We start from the raw sequence: 18,659 nt of genomic DNA, 5'->3' as shown, positions 1-18,659 counted from the left end.
TTCTGTTCTTCCCTTAATACGCAACCTGATAGTTCAGGCGCGGTTGGTTAGAACAGAAGGAAAGTGAATGCAACATTGTCAAAGTACTGTCTATTTTGGTGATCGCTACTGCGCAGATTGTGGCGAGCAACTTGAGTTTGTCCCTAAGTGTGTTGGTGTGGATGAGGTTGACCCTAATATCTTAAAAGAAGTGAAGACTTATTATCCTGATGCTCGCACGGTCACCGGTCAGGTGCTGGATTCGCGTTACTATAAACGCCGTTCGCGTGGTTCTAACCATGATGTGGAATACGCTTTTTGGTGGATTAAGTTACGCACTAGCGATGAACAAATCGTCGAAACGTCGATTTCTGCAGAGTCGCAATACACTCAATCGATTGGTCGTGGCGATATTCTCACGCTTTATTACCCAACCGAGATGACTTTGTATCATAAGGTGCAGGGCAAAGAAGCGAAGCGCTTTGTGAAAGATAACGCAGCAGTGCCTTGTGTTGTGGTGCATAAAGAAGAAGGGCAGAACTACACCGTAGAAAACATTTATCCAAGACCACAAAAGAAAACAGCCTGGCTTTGGTTGGTGATTGGCGCTCTAGTGGCTATTTATCTGTTTAACTATCAGCGTATGCCAACGAACACAATTTTCGCTATCAGTGCCGTGGCTGCTGTGGCAACAATGCTGTTCGAGATGAGCCGCAATAAGACTAAGTTTGCCAAAGCAACCGAAAAATACGATGCGTTGCAAAAGTCCTTTCAGCAACTGTTGGGGATTCATCGTTATCAACTCGGCTATACCCATATCGCGCGAGTGACACAAAAATCGGACGTTATCTGCACCTCTTGTAATACCCGTTTACCGGATGACGCTCATTTCTGTTTTCACTGCGGAGCGAGCCAAATGATCGTCGAAGCGCCTTTGCTCTCTCATGAAAATCAAGAGCAAGGAAGTGGTGAAAATGAACTTGTGGTGAGTGAAACACCAGAGGTTAATGCACGCTTTTCGGTCTCTGAAGTGTACGCTCACCTTTCAGAACAATACTTGTTTCAAACTGATAGTAAATACTTACATCGTCATGTGCTAACCGCCGATCGCGAGGCGAAAGTGACCAACGAATTTATGCTCGGCAAAGTGATTGCGACGGATGTAAAAAACTCGGTAAGTGATATCACCACGGTAACGACCACCACGACCGAGACTCAGCACTATCGCGGTGGTATCTATTCACATTCCACCCATCAAACCAAAGAGAGTCGCTTTCGTTCTCGTAGTTCAGATCTGCGCGGCAAGATAGAACTAGAGTTGGTGAATGGCGACACTTACACCTTGAGTGTGCAAGAGCAAATCTTAGGTGATATCGATGTAGGCGATTGGATTGCAGCGGCTGACAGTGATATTCAATTTGCTGAAGAGAACCATTACTCCTTTGAGTATTTCTATAACATCACCAAAGACAAAGTGTTCCATTTTAATGGGTTAGAAACCTACTCAGATAACCGTGGTAGTGCTGCTTGGTGGGGATGGAATGCGCTGTTTGTTATCGCTGCTATCGGATGTGGTATGGCTGGCCTTGCTCCTGTACCGATGCTCATTGCTGGCGCTTGTGTGTTGTTTAACGTTTTTGTGTGGATTAAAGCGCCACTCAACGGCATGCGAAATAGCCGCCAACGCCGAAACATCATGAAACCGTTACAAGGACGAATCGCTCAGTTCGAAGCGTCGCTAGAGAACTTACGTAATAAGCTTGAGGTGCTGGGGTAAAGTAATATGGTGGGTTAAAAGCCTTGTACGGCTTTCATTATTTCTATCAGACATCCCTCTTTGATACACAAAGGGGGATATTTCTTTTGATTAACTCGCCAACCAGTAATCCATTCATGTAGGCATTGAGAGAAGCCATTACCACACCTCACCAGAAGGATCCGCAAGAGTAAATACTGTTGCACTGTTAATAGATTCCTCTTCAGTAGGTTAGGTAATACCAGTCATTATGGTGGGGGAGCCTGAGTTGGGGTTTTCCAACTAAATGAACCTTCGGTTTGAACACCGTGGGCTAAAGAGTAAGATAGCGTTTTTGCTTTTTTATGTTGGAAATGGACCATTCCATGTCAAACCCCAAGATTACGATTAAGGATGTGGCGAAATATGTGGGGGTATCCGTTACGACGGTTTCTCATGTATTGAGTAATAAAGGAAAGATCTCTGCAGAGACAGCCCAGAAAGTGCTGCATGCAGTCGAGGTGTTAGGTTATACCCGTAATCAAACGGCAGCCAATTTGAGAAATCAATACAGTCGCACTATTGGCTTGATCGTTAATGGCATTGATAGCCATATGCCCAATCAGTTAATCGCTGGAATCAGTAATACGTTGGAAGAGCGTGGCTACATGCTGTTTCTCACTCAGTGCCAGTATCAAGATTCTCTCTTTCACTTAAAGCTTAAGACGCTGCAAGAAAAAGGCGTCGATGGCATTTTGTTTGCGAGTGTGAATAACACCTTAAACCTTTCTCAACTTGATTTAGAGAATTCGGTGCCGATGGTGTGCATTGCCGATCATGATATTGCTGAAACGATAGACAGTGTCGCGATAAACAATAGCCAAGCCAGTTTTTGTGCCACCGAGCATTTAATCCAACAAGGTCACCGCCGCATTGCTTATGTTGGTGGAGTAAAGGGGACCGCTTGTTGGAATGAGCGTATTGCTGGGTATGAATTGGCGTTGAAATCCAATGGCCTTAGTAAATCCATTTTGGTCGTTGAGGATAATAACCAAAATATCGAGCAAACTCTGCATTCGCTGTTTACCCAGCATGCTCAAGTATCAGCAGTGGTTTGCCATGATGCCGACGTCGCAGTAGCTGTGATGAACTTAATGAATCGACTTGGTAAAAATATAGGGCAAAGCCACGTCTTAGATGACCACGTGGCTTTGATTAGTATTGGTGAATATGGTGCATCTTCATTTAGTGATTTAGGCATCATGACTGTTCAAACCGATTTGTATTCGGTTGGTCAGTCAGCTGCGTTACGCATGATGGCTAAGATAGAAAGGCCACATTCACCGATTGAAAAAATGCTGATTAATTCAACCCTTATTTAATCACTTAGGCTGGGGCTGCATTTTTTGCTCAATGATATTGGAAATGAATTGAGCCCTAGCACCAAGCACGACTTGAATGCCGACGTCACCGACATAAACAACGCCTTGAGCGCCGAGTTGGCTTAGCTGCTCTTTGCTTACTTCGTTTTTATCATTCACTTCAAGTCGTAAACGGGTGATGCAAGCGGTTGAGCTGTGTATATTGGTTAACCCACCAATCGCTTCAATAACGTTATTGGCTAACGCTTGATCGTCTAGGTTATCGACTGAGTTAGTGCTTTCGGTTCTGCCTGGTGTTTTGACATCAAATTTACGGATGACCACTCTAAACACAAAGTAATAGATCAACCCCATTGGGATGCCGATGATGATCGCGTTAATCCAATGTGTCTGAAAGCCATTAAACGACGGCATGATCCCAAAAGAAATATAGTCAATCAGTCCGGCTGAGAATGACTTAGCAATGTGTGCCCCCATGAGGTACATCGTCATGTAGGACAAGCCTGCCATAATCGCATTGAAAACGTATAGCACTGGCGCAACGAAGATAAACGTAAACTCAACGGGTTCGGTAATGCCAGTTATGAAGCAGGTTAATGCGGCTGAAAACAAGATGCCGGCAGCAATCTTTTTATTGCGAGTGTGGGCTTCATGATACATAGCAAGGCAAGCAGCAGGTAATGCAAACAGCATTAATGGGAATTCGCCTTGCATGAACTTACCCGCATCGTTGTAGGTGTTGGTGGAGAATGATTTCACCCCATCAGAAAGCATTTTGAACCAAATGGTCTGATCGCCTGTGGTCACTGTGCCATTTGGACCGATGTATTCCCCAAAAGAGAACCAGAATGACGGATACCATACATGGTGTAAGCCGAGTGGAATCAGCGCTCGTTCGACAAAGCCAAAAATGAAGGTTGAGAGAGCCTGATTATCGCCATTAACGATTTGTGATAACGCATCGATGCCATTTTGAACGTAAACCCAAACATAGGGCAGTATCAGTCCCAAAATGAAAGAAAAGGCCGCTGTCGAAATAGCAACAAATCGCTTTCCTGCAAAGAACCCTAAAAATTCCGGAAGCTTCATATCATGAAATTTCTGGTAGCAAACTGCCGCGAGAATCCCTGAAATGAGGCCACCAAATACCCCCATCTGGAGGGTCGGTATCCCCAGAACCATGGCGTATTTTCCGCCGCTCGATGCCATTTCTGAAGTGATGTGCAGGAGCGAACTGATGGTTGAGTTGATGATCAGAATCGATACCGCTGCCGAAAGGGCTGCGATACCTGACTCCCCCGCCAGACCAACGGCAGAGCCGATAGCAAACAGAAGCGGCAAGTTATCAAAAATAACGCCACCTGCTTGCATCATTAAATCAATACCAAACTTGTCTCCCAAAGCGAGCAGCAGCCCAGCAGCAGGGAGAAGAGAAATAGGCAGCATTAAAGCTCGACCTATTAATGACAGTTTGGATACCGAGGCGGAAAGTGTTTTGACTAAGTTGGCCATATTAATCCTTTAATTGAAGCACGATGAACACTGTGGTTGGTATACCCAAATGACCTCAAGATGCAGACTTCAGAGCTTCATCAACGAGCACAGGTCAGGCTTAATGACGGAAGGAATGGTCATTCCCTTTCAACGTCATTGGGCGCAGAAATGGGCTTGTTGATGAGCTCCCAAGGGGCGAGCTGTATTCGCTCCTATGCTGCGTTACCGATTTTCTACGTAGAATCACTATGTATTCAAATCGGTGCCTTGCCTATAAGCGAATACATTCTCGCTGAAACAGCATATTGAGGTTATTTGGGTATATGAGACCTAGTTTATACCTTCATAACAAGGAGTTAACCTGAGGAAAAACGTTTTACTTCGCAGGATTATTGAGGAATGTGGTGATTTGTCTGTGTTTATTGAGATTTAATTGATCGTGTGAAAAATGGAGTAACTGCCATTATCAATGAAACGCTCCCACTTGATTGACACGTTAACCTCTCACTCGTTCGTTAGACCGATGTCATCATTTTGATATTGACATGGTCATTTTTAGCCAGCAATGCACTCCACATATTGTATTGTGATAGCCTTGTGACTTAGTTTTTATCAGCCTCACTCTCTACGTAGCGAAATGTATATGAATAATCTAGTTGTAACCCCTTTAAGTATTCAAGCAACGTCAAAGCCTTCAAAGTCTGGTTGGGGAAGAGTGCAAAAGCTTTGGCAGCAGATCGAAAAGCGCCAAGCGCGCAACCAGCGTTACGATGAAAAAATAACGAACTTTTTGGACCAGTTTCGCCTCGAGCTTGAAGGCACTGAACAAGAGGTATGTGCGGCAACCGAGGAGTTGATTGCACACCTAATCAGTTTTATTTCTCGTAAAAGTATTAAAGGCAGTATGCGTGATACTCTCTACGACTGGATTAGTGAAGAGTTTGATCTTTTGGAAGCAAATCCTTTTCGAATCAAGAGCTCAGAGCCATTGCGAGAACAGTATCAAGCTGCGCTATCAAAAGCTCATCCTGAAGATGAAGCTTATGAACCTAGCAAAGAAGATTATGATCTTGTTCGTGCGGAGGTTTCGGCTATCACTGGGTTGGATATAGATCTTACTGATGAACAATTGAAAGAGATGATTAGTCATCCAGATAGTTTCATACAGTATCTTGAATCTCTTCGAGAGCAGGCGGCGAAAAAAGAGGCGAAGAGTGAGGATGGTGCTGATTTTGACGACGATACCTTCTCATTTTTCGACGATGAAGAGGATGAACCCTGGTTTAATGAAGCAGATAACGATATTTCAGCATTGTTTGAGAATAAAGACATCAATAAACTCTATAAGCAGTTAGCAAGACAGCTTCATCCCGATCGCATCCAAGATACTGAGAAAAAGCAGCAGCATCATGAGTTGATGCAACAACTTTCTCAAGCAAAAAAAGAGAAAGATATTTTTGGCATGTTGATGCTAGCACAAACGTGGCTGCCTGATTTTGAAATGAATTTAGATGAAAAGGCGCTAAATGGTCTTACTCAGAATTTGCAGCAAAAACTCGACCAATTGGAGATCGAATATCACCAGTTGAAAGCGGGGCCAGACTTAAAGAGCCAAGTTTGGCATCGTTTTGGTGGTGGTAACAAAAATAGTCGGAAGAAAGAGTTAGAAGACTATAGACTGGGGCTGACCAAAGAAGCTCAGGGACTGAGAGATAAAATTCAGTCGATACGCACAGTGCAAGATATCCAGTTAGTGTTGCGTCAACGACGCGATAGGTTTAAACCTATGTTTCCATCTTTTGGTGGGCCAATAGATCTATCTGATATTGATGAATTTTTCGATTTCTTTGATTAAAAAGAGTCAATGACTAAGTTGAACTAGCTGTAGAGAATTAAACATTGAGCTGCTTCACTTTGTTGTTTTATCCCCACTAGGGGATAAGGTCAACGTGATCGGCTTACGGTCACGTTGGTTTTAACGCTGTTGTCTATTTTTTAGGCGCAGAAAAGTGTGGATTCAAACTTTTTTATGCGCAGAAAAGTGCGGAATTTTACATTTTTATGCGCATAAAAGTGTAAATGGACGTAGGGCAGGGTTCTCAAACTGTCTATTTTGCTCTTACTGTCTTTCGTCTTTTGGGGAGTCCATCACCACGGTGGTATTGAGTTCGCGCACTTGTTTGCATTCGCCAAGCACATCGGCGTGAATGCGTTGAAAGTGTTTTAAATCGCGGGCTTCAATGCGCAGTAGGTATTCGTAAACTCCAGTAATGTTATGGCATTCCACAATTTCCGGTACGGCCATAATGTGTTGCAGAAAGGCGAGTTGAGACTGTTTACTGTGGTTGTTGAGTCCAACAGAGACATAAGCGACCACGCCGATATTAAGCTGATCGCGATCGAGTATGGCGCGATAGCCTTTGATCACGCCTGTGCGTTCAAGATCTTGTACACGGCGCAGTGTCGCGGAAGGAGATAGCCCCACGCGTTCTGCAAGCTCAACATTCGATAATCTGCCGTCCTTGCGTAGCTCATGCAAGATTCTTTCGTTAAATTTATCCATGGGCAATATTGTTGTTTAATTAAGGCTAATGAACACAATATAAGCACAAAATTGCGCTGCATTCTACGTATCCTTTTGCTCATCGAATGATGTTACTTAAGGACAAAAAATGAATGATCAGCTGTTGGCATTAGTTCTGTTTGCTTTTGTTTCTACCTTTACCCCTGGCCCTAACAACATGATGTTAATGACTTCTGGGGCGAACATTGGATTTGCCCGCAGTATTCCGCATATTCTGGGAGTGGCTCTGGGGTTTGGTTTAATGGTGTTTTTGGTGGGCGTTGGCATGTCGGGGGTGTTTACTCGCTTTCCTATCGCGCACCAAGTTTTGCAGGTGTTGAGCGGTCTTTTCTTGCTCTATTTGGCGTTCAAAATTGCGCGCAGTAAACCTAAATTGGAAACGCAAGCTTATCGGCCAATGACGTTTTTCTCGGCGATGTTGTTTCAATGGGTGAACCCAAAAGGTTGGTCGATGGCGCTTTCTGCTGTCAGTTTATATAACCCCACGGCGAGTTTGTGGGGGCTGGGGGTGATTACCTTTATCTTTGTTTCGATCAACATACCTTGCTGTATTAGCTGGGTGTATGCAGGAAAGAAAATCAGTCAGTTTCTTAAACACGATCATCATGTGCGTTGGTTTAACTGGTCAATGGCCAGCTTGCTGGTGGCTTCAACCCTGCCAATGTTGGGTTAAAGGGCAATCGCGATCACACTTCTGCTGCGATTTTTGGCGTGTTTCCCTTTTTTGTGTGGCGCGATGAGTACAATGAGACCTTTGTTGTTTATTCAAAGGTCTCTTCATGTTTGGACTTAAAGCCATTATTTTGCATGACTCGTATTACCGTGGCATTCGCACTCGGATTGATTGTTATGATCAAACCAATAACACCGGAGATAACGGGGCAGGCAAGACCTCCGCGTTAACGCTTATTCCTATTTTCTACGGGCAAGAGCCGCAAAAGTTGGTCGATAGAAGTGCGGATAAGGTGTCGTTTGTGGATTTCTATCTGCCACGCGATCAGAGCATGGTGGTGTTTGAGTACGAGCGTAAAAGTGGCTCTTGCTGCGTGGTGATGTACCGTAAAAACAGCAACACTTTTGCTTATCGATTTATTGCAGGCTCGGCAGATGCCGCTTTGTTTAGCCCAGCGATGCAGCGTCATTTTGATGAGGGTGTTGAAGCGCGTATTTTGCTGCGTCAGTATGTCACTCAATACGGCTTTGAGGTGTCGAATCAATATGACACTACGCGCGAATATCGCGCTGTATTGCAAAATGATCATCGCCGTTTAGGGCGTGGCAGTAGTGGAGTCAAAGCCCTTGCCGATGCGGGTCGTTACTGTCTTGGTGATGCCACAACCCATATGCAGCATATGGAGGCGTTAACCTCGGTAGTGCTCAAACATGATCGCTTGCTTGAGCAATTTAAGATCATGTTGGTCGATAGCTTTCTTGAAGATCAGCTATCGATTCCTGAATTACCTTATAGCCCGAAAAACCAAGGCTTAATTCGTGACTTAGAAGCGCTGGATTCGTTTCGTTCCCGAGAAAACGTGTTACGTAAGTTGGTGGGTGAATACGATTCTTTAAAAGAGGATTGGCAATTTTTGCTGTCTGCTTTCCCTGAATTGCAAACCTGGCAAAGCCAGTTGGTTAAACAAAAAGCGGAATTGGAAGAGCAAGTTAACCAAATTGGTCAGCAGTTAAAACAGCTCGAAGAGCATTATCAGCAGCAGCGCCATGCGTTACGCAGTGAAAAAAGCGATACCGAGGGCAGTTTAGAAAGCACGGTAAAAGCGCTTAATTTGCTGTATGAACAGCGCGATAGCTGGGAACAAGAAGAGATTCAACAAAAGCAAAATGACATTGAGGCATTGCCGCAGTTTGAACAAAGCCTGCGTGATGCCAAGCAGCACTACGATACTCTGTTAAAGCATGTTTCTGCGGAAGAAACCAAGATGCTGCGCGCCAAAGAGTCATTGCAGCAGAGCCACCAAAAACAGCATGCAGAATTAGATCAGAAGCTGAAATCCAAGCTGCAACAGCAAAGTGAGTTGGTCAAACGCCATCATCAACAGATAAGCGACTATCTTAACGAGCGGCAAAAAGGTCGCAATGCGCTCCTCGAACAGCACAACGAATCGTTATTGGAACTCAATAACTTGGTGAGCGAAAAGCAGAGCCAGTATCAAGTGGCGGGTTATTTCACCCAGCCAGAACAGCAAGCCATTTCGGCTTTAGAGCAAGATCGTAAATCTGCTCAACAGGCGTTAAATGAGGCGCAAGCTGCATGGCAGCAAGCTCTGCTTGCCGAGAGCAATGCCAAAAACGAGCGCGACGAACAGCTTGCTCTGCTTGGGCAACAAAACCATGAACTGGACAAATTACGTGAGCAGCAAACCGCGCTCTCGCGCCAGCTTTTCCCGGCCGATAACTCCCTGCATGCCTTTTTGAAAAACGCTGATCGTTCTTGGCAACAGCACATTGCTAAGGTGCTTGATCCGCAATTATTCAGCCGCAAAGATTTGCAGCCTACGTGGGGCGAAGAAAGCGCAACGGTCTTTGGTTTGGCGCTGGATGTGTCCGTATTAGGTGAGGCGAGCATCACCACCAATGAGGCCATACTGCAAGAGCAGTTGCAGGACGTTGAGGGTAAGATTCAGCTCAAAAAAGAGATGATTCAACGTGTTGATAAAGCACTGCGTGAAGCGAAAAAGCATCTCGAAACCTTGATGGTGACGCGAACCACCGCCGAACGGCAGCAAAAGAAACAGCAAGAGCGGTTGCAGCAAATTGAATTGCGCACCGAAGAGGCCAAAGAGAGTGCTAAGTTAGCGGCACAAGCGCGCATCGAACAGGCAAAACGGGTATTAGAGCAAGTGCAAGCTCAGCTCAAACAGTATCAGCAGACGACAAAACAAGAGCGTCAAGAGTGGGATGCCAACACGCAAGCGCAAAAGCTGCAAATAGAGAGTGACCAAAGTGCAGATGCCGCCGATCTCGATGAGCAGCTCAAACATATCCAACAGCAAATCACTCATGCAGCGTTGCAATTTGAGCAGCGCATCGCTGACCTTGAAGCTGCGTTTCAGCGTGCCTGCGCGCAAAAAGGCATTGATGAAAAGGTATTAATGGTCGCCAAACAAGCGGTTGAAGAGGCGCAGCAGCGAGTTGATGCGGTGGCGCAATACCGTGAGCGGGTTAATCAGTATCAAGCCTGGTTGAGAACCGAGTGGTCGGGGCTGACGAGCAAACAGCAAGCCGAGCAAGCGCTGCAACAAGCGCTGTTTACTATAGAGCAGCAATTGGCGCGTCATCAAACTGAGTATGACAATCAGACCAAGCAATGGCGTGCGGATCAGCAAACCCATTTGACGACCTTAAAAGGGATCAATGACGAACTCAAACGTCTTGAACACATTGCCTCGGATATCCACGCATTGGAGCAAGAGTTACCGACAGATTTCGTTAGCCAACCTGTGGTGATGCCAACCCATCGCCAGCATGTGCAAGACCAGTGTGAAACGCTGCTCAAACGCAGTGAGTCCGGTCGGATGAACCTGCGTAAGCAAGTTCTTGAAATTACTGCAGAGTTGCAAAGCTTACCCGCCGCTACTCAGATGGGTGAATTTTGGCGCAACATCAGTGATACGAGGCGTCAAAGCTCGCATCATGTGCCATCAAGCACGACTTATCAGTTGGAGGTGATTGATGATATTAGCCAACTGATTAATGAGTTTATTCCTCAAGCGGAGCGGTCGATTATCAGCAATATCGCCTCATCTGGTAACCTAATCGCTGAATATCACGACACGTTAGAGCATCTCAATCGCAAAGTGAATCAAGTCTCGAGCATGCTTAAAGAGAAGGTCTATACCCAACACACGTTCCCAGCGATAAGCGATATTGAAGTGCAGCTGCGCTCTAAAGTGGCGGAGTTTGAAATGTGGCCACTGCTCAAATCATTTAAACAAGTGTGGGATAACTGGGTAGAGCAAGGACAGCAATCGTTGCCTGATTCGATGTTTATTCAGGCGCTCACAGAGCTGTCGGAAACCATGAAACGCTCACATATCAACAGTAACCTCTATTCGCTGGTGGATTTGACCATCTCAATGCGAGAAAACGGTCGTCCGGTGCATATTCGCACCGATGCGGATTTGAAAGGAGCGAGCAGTACCGGCATCTCGTTGCTGGCGGTGATTGTGGTGTTCTGCGGCATGACACGCTTTTTGTGTCCCGATGAACGAGTACGCATTCACTGGCCGTTGGACGAAATTGGCCGCTTATCCGGCGCGAATATTGGGCGTCTATTTGAGTTAATGCAGCAACACAATATTGCGCTATTTTGTGCTCAGCCCGACCCAACGCCGACACTCAGTCGCTATTTTGTGGTGAAAAATGAGTTGGATAAAAAGCGCGGCGTGAGTCGTTATCGTCCCGCGTTAGCGGCGGTTGGGCATAATCCACTGTTAGAGGAAGGAGAAGATCATGAGTGATCGTTTTACGGAAACCATTGAGCGGCTCCTGCAAGGTGAGGTGATTTGCCATTACAGCCAGCCGGGGTTGACCCAATATTTGGCGCAGCCTCTGCATTTTGATGAGGTGAGCCAGTTCTTACGGCGCATTGGTCGCGTGGTGTTAGTCACCAATGATGAGCTGGGTTATTACTGCGGCTATCTGCAACCGGAAGAGCACAAAGCGAGTATTCGCCGCCAGTTTGAATTGGTGAGCGATAAACTCGACGGTTTGGTCAGTTGGTTGCGTTTAGCGCGCATGGCGCAAAATCTCGATCGCCCAATTGTCGCGGGCGATATTGTGAAAGAGGGTGAATTGCTGGCGGAAATGGAATCCTCACCTGTGCTGCAAACTCAGTTAGACGATGTGGCGCACAAGCTCAATGTTGGGCGTAAAGAGAGCACTCTGAAAGTGAAATTGAGCAAGGTATTCGATTATTTAAAAGATAACGGATATCTGATCGCGATTTCGGGCACAGGCTCGGTATATCAAGCTACGGCGAAATGGTCGCTGCTCTACGAACAGATGGATTTTGTGCTGCGTTTTTCGGGGATTGAAGAGCCGAGTGAAGAGTCGCACATTCAAGGAGAGATGTTCTAATGAGCCGAAAGCAATCGCTAATCAGTGCCTTTGGTGCCTTGCAGCGGCATGGCGAGATCATTGCTGATGCGGCGTTTGAAAACAGTGGCGCTTTGCCCGTTGACGAAGATGGCTTAAAAGTCGCGGAGCTGTTGGTCAAACATCGTTTGGCTTTTCGTACCGAAGGATTTGGCACTCAGCTTAACAGTGCGGTGATGCGGTTATCTCACCATGTAACGAAAAACTATCGCTTAAAACTGTCGAGCGGTGCGGTGGCCGACTTGCTTGATGGATTGCGCGAAGCGTGTGAAGGGTATCGCATTGCTTGTCAGCATCATGAATCGGTCGATCAGCAGACCTACGAAGCGGCGATTTATGAGCAAGTGTTTGAACTCTCTGATTTGCTATTAGAGCTGGTGCAGCAGTTTTCTTACCGAGTGCACAATGAGTTCAGTGGCATCACCAGTTTAACGCTGAAAATTCGTGAAAATGAACGCTCACTCAATGAGATAAAGCGACTTAATGATCTGTTCTCTGATTTCAATATCAATGAGTTAAGTGAAATGGCGGGCAGTGATTTACTGCTTAACCGTTTGTTGCTCAAACAGTTGAAACAGACCATGGACGTGTGCCGCAAAGAGCTGGTGGCTACATCGGCATTGCTGCGAGATGTACTAGCAAAATTGCAGCGCGATTTGGCTAGCGCCAAACTTAATCGCCTGGTTGATACTTTGTATGCCCATTATCAGCGTGTTCCGACCTTCAAGCCGGACTTGTCGTTGGCCGACGATATGCCCAGTGCGCTAACGCGAGTTGAGCCACTGCGTTTTGAGGCAACTGCGGATTTACACTCTGAACAGTACGCATCGTTTTTAGATACGCTCGCGCAAGAGGCGTGTGCCAAACGCAGTCCTTCTAATGATGGAGCCGGGAAAAACACCGCGGTGATTCCCGTCACTGCTAACGAGCAGAGCTGGGAAGATGAGCCTGTTGATCCGGTTTATCAAGCGGTGGAGTGTTTCTTTGATGCGTTAACGCAAGCGCGTGGCCCTTATGATATGACGGGCTCGCACGCTTATGAGGTGTTGGCTCCCGATGTAGAATTTGATATTTGGCTGATGGCGTTAGTCAGCCATTTTAAAGCGCAGGGCAGTGCACTCTCTAAACAATTGAACTTTGAGCGAATTGAACGAGAGTTACCTGGATACTCAGGTAACCACTGGATTGATGATGTACGTTTTTCGCGGCGTTCATCTTTTGAGTAAAACGAGCTGAAGATGGATAAACGAACTCTCACTCTCTTACAAGGGATTGTGCAACACCGTAAACAGGTGGCAAGTGCCAGTAAGGCTTTGCGCGATTTTTCTGAGCACTACGGACTAGGTCATTTACGTGGCAAAGAGATGCACTTTACTCACCAAGAACTCGATGAGATTCATCGGCTATTGCAACTCGAAGTGGACGCCAATGTGCTCCAACTGACGCTGCCCCAAGAGCGCATTGCCACGTCTGCGCTGGTGGATGATGAAAAATGGGCCACGGGCAATGTGTTTGGTCAAGTGCTGACGGTGGCGCGTGCGCACCACCTGCCAATTCGTCTCAAACAAGGTGAAGTGACAACCCCAAATGACACGTCATTCAATGTGTTACCCGAGCAGCTAGATCTTACTGTGCCTGTGTTGGTGATTGAAAATGGTTCGATGCTCACCCAGTGGTCTGGGTGGGTGCAATGTCTGCCGGAAACTTTGCAACACTGTTTGCTCGTTTATCGCGGCCATGGCCGTAATCAATCCCATCTCAAACATCTTTTGTCCCAATTACCAGAAGCTCAATCGCCTCGCTTTGGTTATTTCGATTTTGATTTGGCGGGGATTTTAATGGCAGACCGCTGGTATCAACAAACGGGCGCAGTGCCAATCTTGCCGGCTAATTATGCGGAATTTCCAACGTTTATTGAAAATCAGACGCTGCGAAATAAGCACGCTACGTTCGTGAAACAGGTACAAAAATACGGCAAGAACCCAGAGTTCTCTCATTCTCAACTTGCCAAAGTTTATGATTTTATTGTTGAACATGAACTTGCCATCATGCAGGAGCAATTGGCAGCGAAAGGAATCAAATTGAGTAAAATCTAGGGTATGATGTTGGGTTTGCTAATTACTTGAACAGATAGAGTCTAATTGCCGTGAGTGAATATCAGTATTATCGATTTGAAACGGTCGATAGAGTTTTAAGTCCATCAGTGCGTAAAGAGTTAAGAGCTATCTCAAGTAGAGCTGATATCAACAGCGATTCATTTTGCGTGACATATAACTATGGCGATTTTCGTGGTGATGTGAATGCCATCATGCTTGAGCACTTTGATGTCGGTTTCTATTTTGCTAACTGGGGAACTCGCCGTGCTTATATCACATTACCTTCAGGTACGATTCCAGCCCCGTTTATTAACGCCATTGAAAAAGAATGGGTTTGCGAAGTGCATAATAATGAGCAATCGCAGCTCGTCGTATTTTTAATTGAAGAGCAGTGGGACTATTTGGATGATGAGGATGCATTAGACGTTTTAGAGCAACTTACCGCGCTGCGTTTGGAAATGCTCAGTGGGGATTTTCGCGTGCTCTATTGTGCTTGGGCTACCGATATTGAATATACGGGAGAGTACCAACAAGACAATATTATCCCGTTAATCCATTTTGATTTTAAACAGTTAACTCAAGCTCAAATCGACTTCTCTAATCTATTTTTTAGCGGGGATTCGGTTATCCGAGCGCTTGATTTATATCTTGCGCAGCATCCATCTGACATGCCGAGCCAGCAGCCTAAAAGCACTAAGGAATCGTGGTTGGCAACGCTCTCCGACCAAGATAAAAATACCTTGTTAGGTGAGCTGTTTGATCAAGGACACTTATCGTTTAGCCAAGCTCAAACCTATCTATGTTCGACGAGTGAACCGCAACAACCTACCTACGAGCATTATGTGAGTGCTGATAATTTGTTGAGTTATATCGAACTTGCACAGCGTGAGTTGGAGCAAGAGCGTGTTAGAGCTGAAGAATTACAAGCGCAGAGAGACAGAGCGAAAAGGGAAAAGCATTTAAGTGGCGTGTATGACGATCGAGAAAAACACTGGAAATTGGTTGCAACACAAACAAGTCGAACCTGCGCCAGTGGTTACAATAATGCTTCGAAAACGCTGAACGAACTTTACGATGCTTACCAACTCAAACAAATGTTAGACGATTTCGTTGTTCGTTATCGACAATTTGTTACGCTTAACCAAAAACGTAGAGCTTTAATTTTAAGGCTTGATCCACTGACGACTAAACTCGTTAACCTTGATAAGTGATTTACCATGTTGATTTTTAACTGTACCAAAGCCGCGGCTGATTTTTTTACTGTGACTCGCCAAGGGAAGAAACAGTCTCCTATTCAAAAGCCGACAACCGAGAGCGTGTTTGATGAGGGCGATGCTCTACATCCTCAAAATCAGTGGGTGGTGCATGTCAAAAATATTCTGCGTAAAAATGCATTAGTGGTGATGCATGTGCCGACCCGTTATGCGATGGTTTTTTCTGATATTAAAAAAGGGGATTGGCAAACGTTCGTGCCAATGGTACTAGAGCGCCTGTTTAACAATATGAGCTTAGTGGATGAAGAATTTGGTTTTGGTACTGAAGATCAACTTCATTTGATGCTGGAGTCGTTCTTACATCAACATAGTGATTTTCAATTTCATCAGCGCAGTGATCGAAGTGTTACGGCTCATATTAATGATGTTTTTTGGCATCTTGAAAATCAGGCCTATGACATTGGTTGTTTGCCCAATAATGAGGAAGAAGGGGCGAGTTTTGATAGCTGGAGCAACAATCAATTGCGTGGAACAAAACAGAAGAAAGATTCTTTTTTCCCTGAAGAAGAGATGTTTATTGATTGGATGACTCAATATGGTCATGTAGATACTACACGTATCGCCGCAATCCGAGATCAGTTTGCGGCAATGCGTCGCATGTCTTTTGGCCGATTCGATAGTGAAGAAATTGAAGACACGCCATTGAATGAACAACATATTCCCGACGAGATACCCGATAACGTAGTCGACTTATTTAAATTTAAAGCGATAAGAAAATGATGGGTTAGGTCGGTTCGATTTTCTTTAAATTGTTATCAAGATAGAACAAAAAGGCTACGAGCAATGTCGTAGCCTTTAGATTAACGCTGTATGTCGTGTTTACCTTAACGATACTTATACTCTGAACTTAGATACTTGCCCATTCAGCTCTAAATACACGTTGTTGAGGTGGTTGAACTGCTGGCGAATCTCTTGAGAAGCTCGGTCAACACCATCGGTTTGGTCTTTCATTGAAATCAGGTTCTTGTTGATTTCATTCGACACGCTCGACTGCTCTTGCGTGGCTAATGCTGTTTGCTCTGAAAGATCACGTACGGAGTTAAACGAGCTATTAAGCGCATCAAATACTTGAATCACGTTATCAAAGTTACTGACTGCGCTGGTGGCGTTATTTTTACTGAGTTTAATAGCAGCAAACGCATCGGACACACTGGCGGTCAGTTGACTGATCATCTGCTCAATTTGATTGGTACTTTCACCGGTTTGAGTAGCCAGTTTCCGCACTTCATCGGCTACCACCGCAAAGCCACGACCAAATTCGCCTGCGCGAGCGGCTTCAATGGCGGCGTTGAGCGCCAGCAAGTTAGTTTGTTCGGCAATGCCACGAATGACTTCCAATACTGAGGATATCGCTTCCGAGTTCTTTTCTAGCTCTTCGGCTTTGGTCATGGTGATATCGATGTTATCCACCAGAGAATCGATACTCGAGTGAGAATCACGAACTACGCCGCGACCGCGATCAATATGGTCGGCGGCTTTAGTCGATTCGCCGGAGGTATTGGATGCGACATCGGCCATTTGCTCGTTCGCCATCGACATTTCACTTGCCGCACTCACAATAGAATCACTCGATTCAACTAAATTTTGAGTAATGTTGCTAACGGAGTTTGCCACCGCTTCAAGTTGATGGGTTGAATCACCGAGTGCGGCACTCTTTTCCTGGATGACTTGCATAATTGACTGTAAATTGCCGACAAATGCATCGAATTCGTGGGCTAAATCACCCAGCTCGTCTTTAGCTGTTGAGTTAATACGAGCGGTTAAATCCCCATCGCCTTGTGAGATCTCATGAATACGTTGAGAGATATTGTTGACGTTTTGCGTGATGCGTTTGGGAATAAAGTAGCCAATCAAGAAAGCGATGATAAAACCTATGATTACCATAACAATTGCGGCTTGTTGATAACTTTTGATTTCCTCGACGGTTTTTTGTTCCATGAGTAAGCCATGTTCTCTAACCGCTTCGCCGGCTCTATCCAGTACGTCACGAATCTTTTCGAATTTTACGTCAGTGGCTGCTAATAAGTTGTTTTCGCTAACGGAGGTTTTCAGTTCGTCTGAATCTAGTAATGCTGAACTTTCTTTGAACCAAGTTGCGAAGAGATTATCGAATTTTGCATATGGGGTAACATATTCAGGTTCAGACGACATTAAAGTTCGGTAAGCTTGAAAACGGTTAATCGCCTGAAGTGCATTCTCTTCAAATTCGCTGCGGTTCTTTTCTGCATCGCCAATACCGCTAATCATTTTTTGTTGAGCTAAACGCGCTTGATACAGATCCCTATCCGCGTTCAGTACTTCGGCTAAGGCATCTAAATAGCGTTTTAGCTGTTCACGATTAATATTGTCATCGTTCCAGTTTGATGCATGAACTCGCAATTTCTCTTCGGCTTGGTCTGTAAGGTTGCGTAGAACATAAAAGTCTTTATCTATGGCGGTTAATCGGTCATTGATGACTTTATTCGCGGTATAAATTGATGAGATGTTTTTACTCGATTGGATCCAATCATCATAAAGTTTATCGAAGTTACTAAACGGTTCGACCAATTCTGGTTCATCGGCTAAGTATTTTCGATAGCTTTGAAAACGGTCATACACTTGTTGGGTGTTTTCATGGAAATCTTGTAGTTGTTGAACCTTGTCTCCAAAATTTGACAGCAGTTCGGCTTGCGCCAACCGAGCTTGATAGATGTCTCGGTCCGCATTAAGTACCACAGCAATCGCCTCAAAATAGGACTTGGTTTGTTTTTCCATAGCACTTGCTTCTATTTTGGTTATGACTTGCATAAAGACAAATATTGCGAGCACTAATACTGCTAGTAGGATGATGGGGAGCATCATCTTTAATCTTATTGAATGAACTCTCATGCCAACCTCTTGAATGAATCAATAATTGCAGCTTTTTGTGATTATTTCCTGCACGATTTTAGTGTAGTAATCGCTATGCTACTGCGCAAATATCAATCAGTTTCATTTTGAGGATGTGTGAAGAATAGGGTT

At 45.1% G+C, this 18,659-nt stretch carries 14 protein-coding genes; 11 read left to right on the top strand and 3 right to left on the bottom strand.

What is annotated here, in order from left to right:
- The first annotated feature begins 67 nt into the window (after positions 1 to 67).
- Positions 68 to 1,756: a zinc ribbon domain-containing protein gene (locus tag JCM16456_RS11610; protein ID WP_068714498.1), complete on the top strand. Its 1,689-nt coding sequence runs from the start codon at positions 68 to 70 to the stop codon at positions 1,754 to 1,756.
- Between the two features lie 344 nt (positions 1,757 to 2,100).
- Complete coding sequence (locus JCM16456_RS11605; RefSeq protein ID WP_068714496.1) at positions 2,101 to 3,096, top strand: LacI family DNA-binding transcriptional regulator; 996 nt, start codon at positions 2,101 to 2,103, stop codon at positions 3,094 to 3,096.
- Here the strand turns inward: JCM16456_RS11605 and JCM16456_RS11600 are convergent, their stop codons facing one another.
- A complete protein-coding gene (locus JCM16456_RS11600; RefSeq protein ID WP_068714494.1) occupies positions 3,097 to 4,608 on the bottom strand; it encodes a PTS transporter subunit EIIC in 1,512 nt (503 codons plus the stop codon).
- A 60-nt stretch (positions 4,609 to 4,668) separates the two neighbouring features.
- Here JCM16456_RS11600 and JCM16456_RS23720 point away from each other — a divergent pair, with 60 nt between their 5' ends.
- Both JCM16456_RS23720 and JCM16456_RS11595 read left to right on the top strand, forming a co-directional pair.
- Positions 4,669 to 4,899 (top strand): hypothetical protein, encoded by a 231-nt coding sequence (locus tag JCM16456_RS23720; RefSeq protein WP_156430515.1) that lies wholly within the window; start codon positions 4,669 to 4,671, stop codon positions 4,897 to 4,899.
- Between the two features lie 334 nt (positions 4,900 to 5,233).
- Positions 5,234 to 6,445 (top strand): J domain-containing protein, encoded by a 1,212-nt coding sequence (locus JCM16456_RS11595; protein WP_068714492.1) that lies wholly within the window; start codon positions 5,234 to 5,236, stop codon positions 6,443 to 6,445.
- 264 nt (positions 6,446 to 6,709) lie between these two features.
- On the opposite strand, the gene JCM16456_RS11590 is transcribed toward JCM16456_RS11595, so the two are convergent.
- Positions 6,710 to 7,153: an Lrp/AsnC family transcriptional regulator gene (locus JCM16456_RS11590; protein ID WP_068714491.1), complete on the bottom strand. Its 444-nt coding sequence runs from the start codon at positions 7,151 to 7,153 to the stop codon at positions 6,710 to 6,712.
- Positions 7,154 to 7,262: 109 nt separating this feature from the next.
- Between JCM16456_RS11590 and JCM16456_RS11585 the strand changes: the two genes are divergently transcribed.
- From JCM16456_RS11585 to JCM16456_RS11555, 7 genes are all read left to right on the top strand, one after another.
- Positions 7,263 to 7,847, top strand: a complete 585-nt coding sequence (locus JCM16456_RS11585) for a LysE family translocator (RefSeq protein WP_068714489.1) — start codon at positions 7,263 to 7,265, stop codon at positions 7,845 to 7,847.
- A gap of 106 nt (positions 7,848 to 7,953) precedes the next feature.
- A complete protein-coding gene (locus tag JCM16456_RS11580) occupies positions 7,954 to 11,652 on the top strand; it encodes an ATP-binding protein (RefSeq protein WP_068714487.1) in 3,699 nt (1,232 codons plus the stop codon).
- Entirely contained in the window at positions 11,645 to 12,271 is a 627-nt protein-coding gene (locus JCM16456_RS11575) for a condensin complex protein MksE (protein ID WP_068714485.1), read from the top strand. The genes JCM16456_RS11580 and JCM16456_RS11575 overlap by 8 nt, the downstream gene beginning before the upstream one ends.
- The gene (locus JCM16456_RS11570; protein ID WP_068714483.1) at positions 12,271 to 13,515 is read left to right on the top strand and encodes a hypothetical protein; all 1,245 of its coding nucleotides are present in this window, start codon (positions 12,271 to 12,273) and stop codon (positions 13,513 to 13,515) included. Before JCM16456_RS11575 ends, JCM16456_RS11570 begins: the two co-directional genes overlap by 1 nt.
- A 12-nt stretch (positions 13,516 to 13,527) precedes the next feature.
- Positions 13,528 to 14,385 carry a DUF7281 domain-containing protein gene (locus JCM16456_RS11565; protein ID WP_068714481.1) on the top strand — a complete coding sequence of 286 codons (858 nt, stop codon included), beginning with the start codon at positions 13,528 to 13,530 and terminating at the stop codon, positions 14,383 to 14,385.
- Between the two features lie 50 nt (positions 14,386 to 14,435).
- On the top strand, positions 14,436 to 15,596 hold the full coding sequence (locus tag JCM16456_RS11560) for a hypothetical protein (protein ID WP_068714479.1): 1,161 nt from the start codon (positions 14,436 to 14,438) through the stop codon (positions 15,594 to 15,596).
- A 6-nt stretch (positions 15,597 to 15,602) separates the two neighbouring features.
- Positions 15,603 to 16,379, top strand: coding sequence for a DUF6933 domain-containing protein (locus JCM16456_RS11555; RefSeq protein WP_068714474.1), 777 nt, complete (start codon positions 15,603 to 15,605; stop codon positions 16,377 to 16,379).
- Between the two features lie 114 nt (positions 16,380 to 16,493).
- Here JCM16456_RS11555 and JCM16456_RS11550 read toward each other — a convergent pair whose 3' ends face one another.
- Entirely contained in the window at positions 16,494 to 18,500 is a 2,007-nt protein-coding gene (locus JCM16456_RS11550) for a methyl-accepting chemotaxis protein (RefSeq protein WP_068714473.1), read from the bottom strand.
- Positions 18,501 to 18,659 lie beyond the last annotated feature (159 nt).

The organism is Vibrio tritonius, from assembly GCF_001547935.1.
Lineage (GTDB): Bacteria > Pseudomonadota > Gammaproteobacteria > Enterobacterales > Vibrionaceae > Vibrio > Vibrio tritonius.
This window is presented reverse-complemented; position numbering and strand designations above follow the sequence as displayed.

Bases quoted from the DNA above. Each gene is read 5' to 3' on its own strand.
- JCM16456_RS11555 (WP_068714474.1), top strand. From the start codon at position 15,603: ATGTTGATTTTTAACTGTACCAAAGCCGCGGCTGATTTTTTTACTGTG.
- JCM16456_RS11610 (WP_068714498.1), top strand. From the start codon at position 68: ATGCAACATTGTCAAAGTACTGTCTATTTTGGTGATCGCTACTGCGCA.
- JCM16456_RS11575 (WP_068714485.1), top strand. From the start codon at position 11,645: ATGAGTGATCGTTTTACGGAAACCATTGAGCGGCTCCTGCAAGGTGAG.
- JCM16456_RS11590 (WP_068714491.1), bottom strand. From the start codon at position 7,153: ATGGATAAATTTAACGAAAGAATCTTGCATGAGCTACGCAAGGACGGC.
- JCM16456_RS11570 (WP_068714483.1), top strand. From the start codon at position 12,271: ATGAGCCGAAAGCAATCGCTAATCAGTGCCTTTGGTGCCTTGCAGCGG.
- JCM16456_RS11600 (WP_068714494.1), bottom strand. From the start codon at position 4,608: ATGGCCAACTTAGTCAAAACACTTTCCGCCTCGGTATCCAAACTGTCA.
- JCM16456_RS11595 (WP_068714492.1), top strand. From the start codon at position 5,234: ATGAATAATCTAGTTGTAACCCCTTTAAGTATTCAAGCAACGTCAAAG.
- JCM16456_RS11585 (WP_068714489.1), top strand. From the start codon at position 7,263: ATGAATGATCAGCTGTTGGCATTAGTTCTGTTTGCTTTTGTTTCTACC.
- JCM16456_RS11565 (WP_068714481.1), top strand. From the start codon at position 13,528: ATGGATAAACGAACTCTCACTCTCTTACAAGGGATTGTGCAACACCGT.
- JCM16456_RS11550 (WP_068714473.1), bottom strand. From the start codon at position 18,500: ATGATGCTCCCCATCATCCTACTAGCAGTATTAGTGCTCGCAATATTT.
- JCM16456_RS11580 (WP_068714487.1), top strand. From the start codon at position 7,954: ATGTTTGGACTTAAAGCCATTATTTTGCATGACTCGTATTACCGTGGC.
- JCM16456_RS11605 (WP_068714496.1), top strand. From the start codon at position 2,101: ATGTCAAACCCCAAGATTACGATTAAGGATGTGGCGAAATATGTGGGG.
- JCM16456_RS23720 (WP_156430515.1), top strand. From the start codon at position 4,669: ATGCAGACTTCAGAGCTTCATCAACGAGCACAGGTCAGGCTTAATGAC.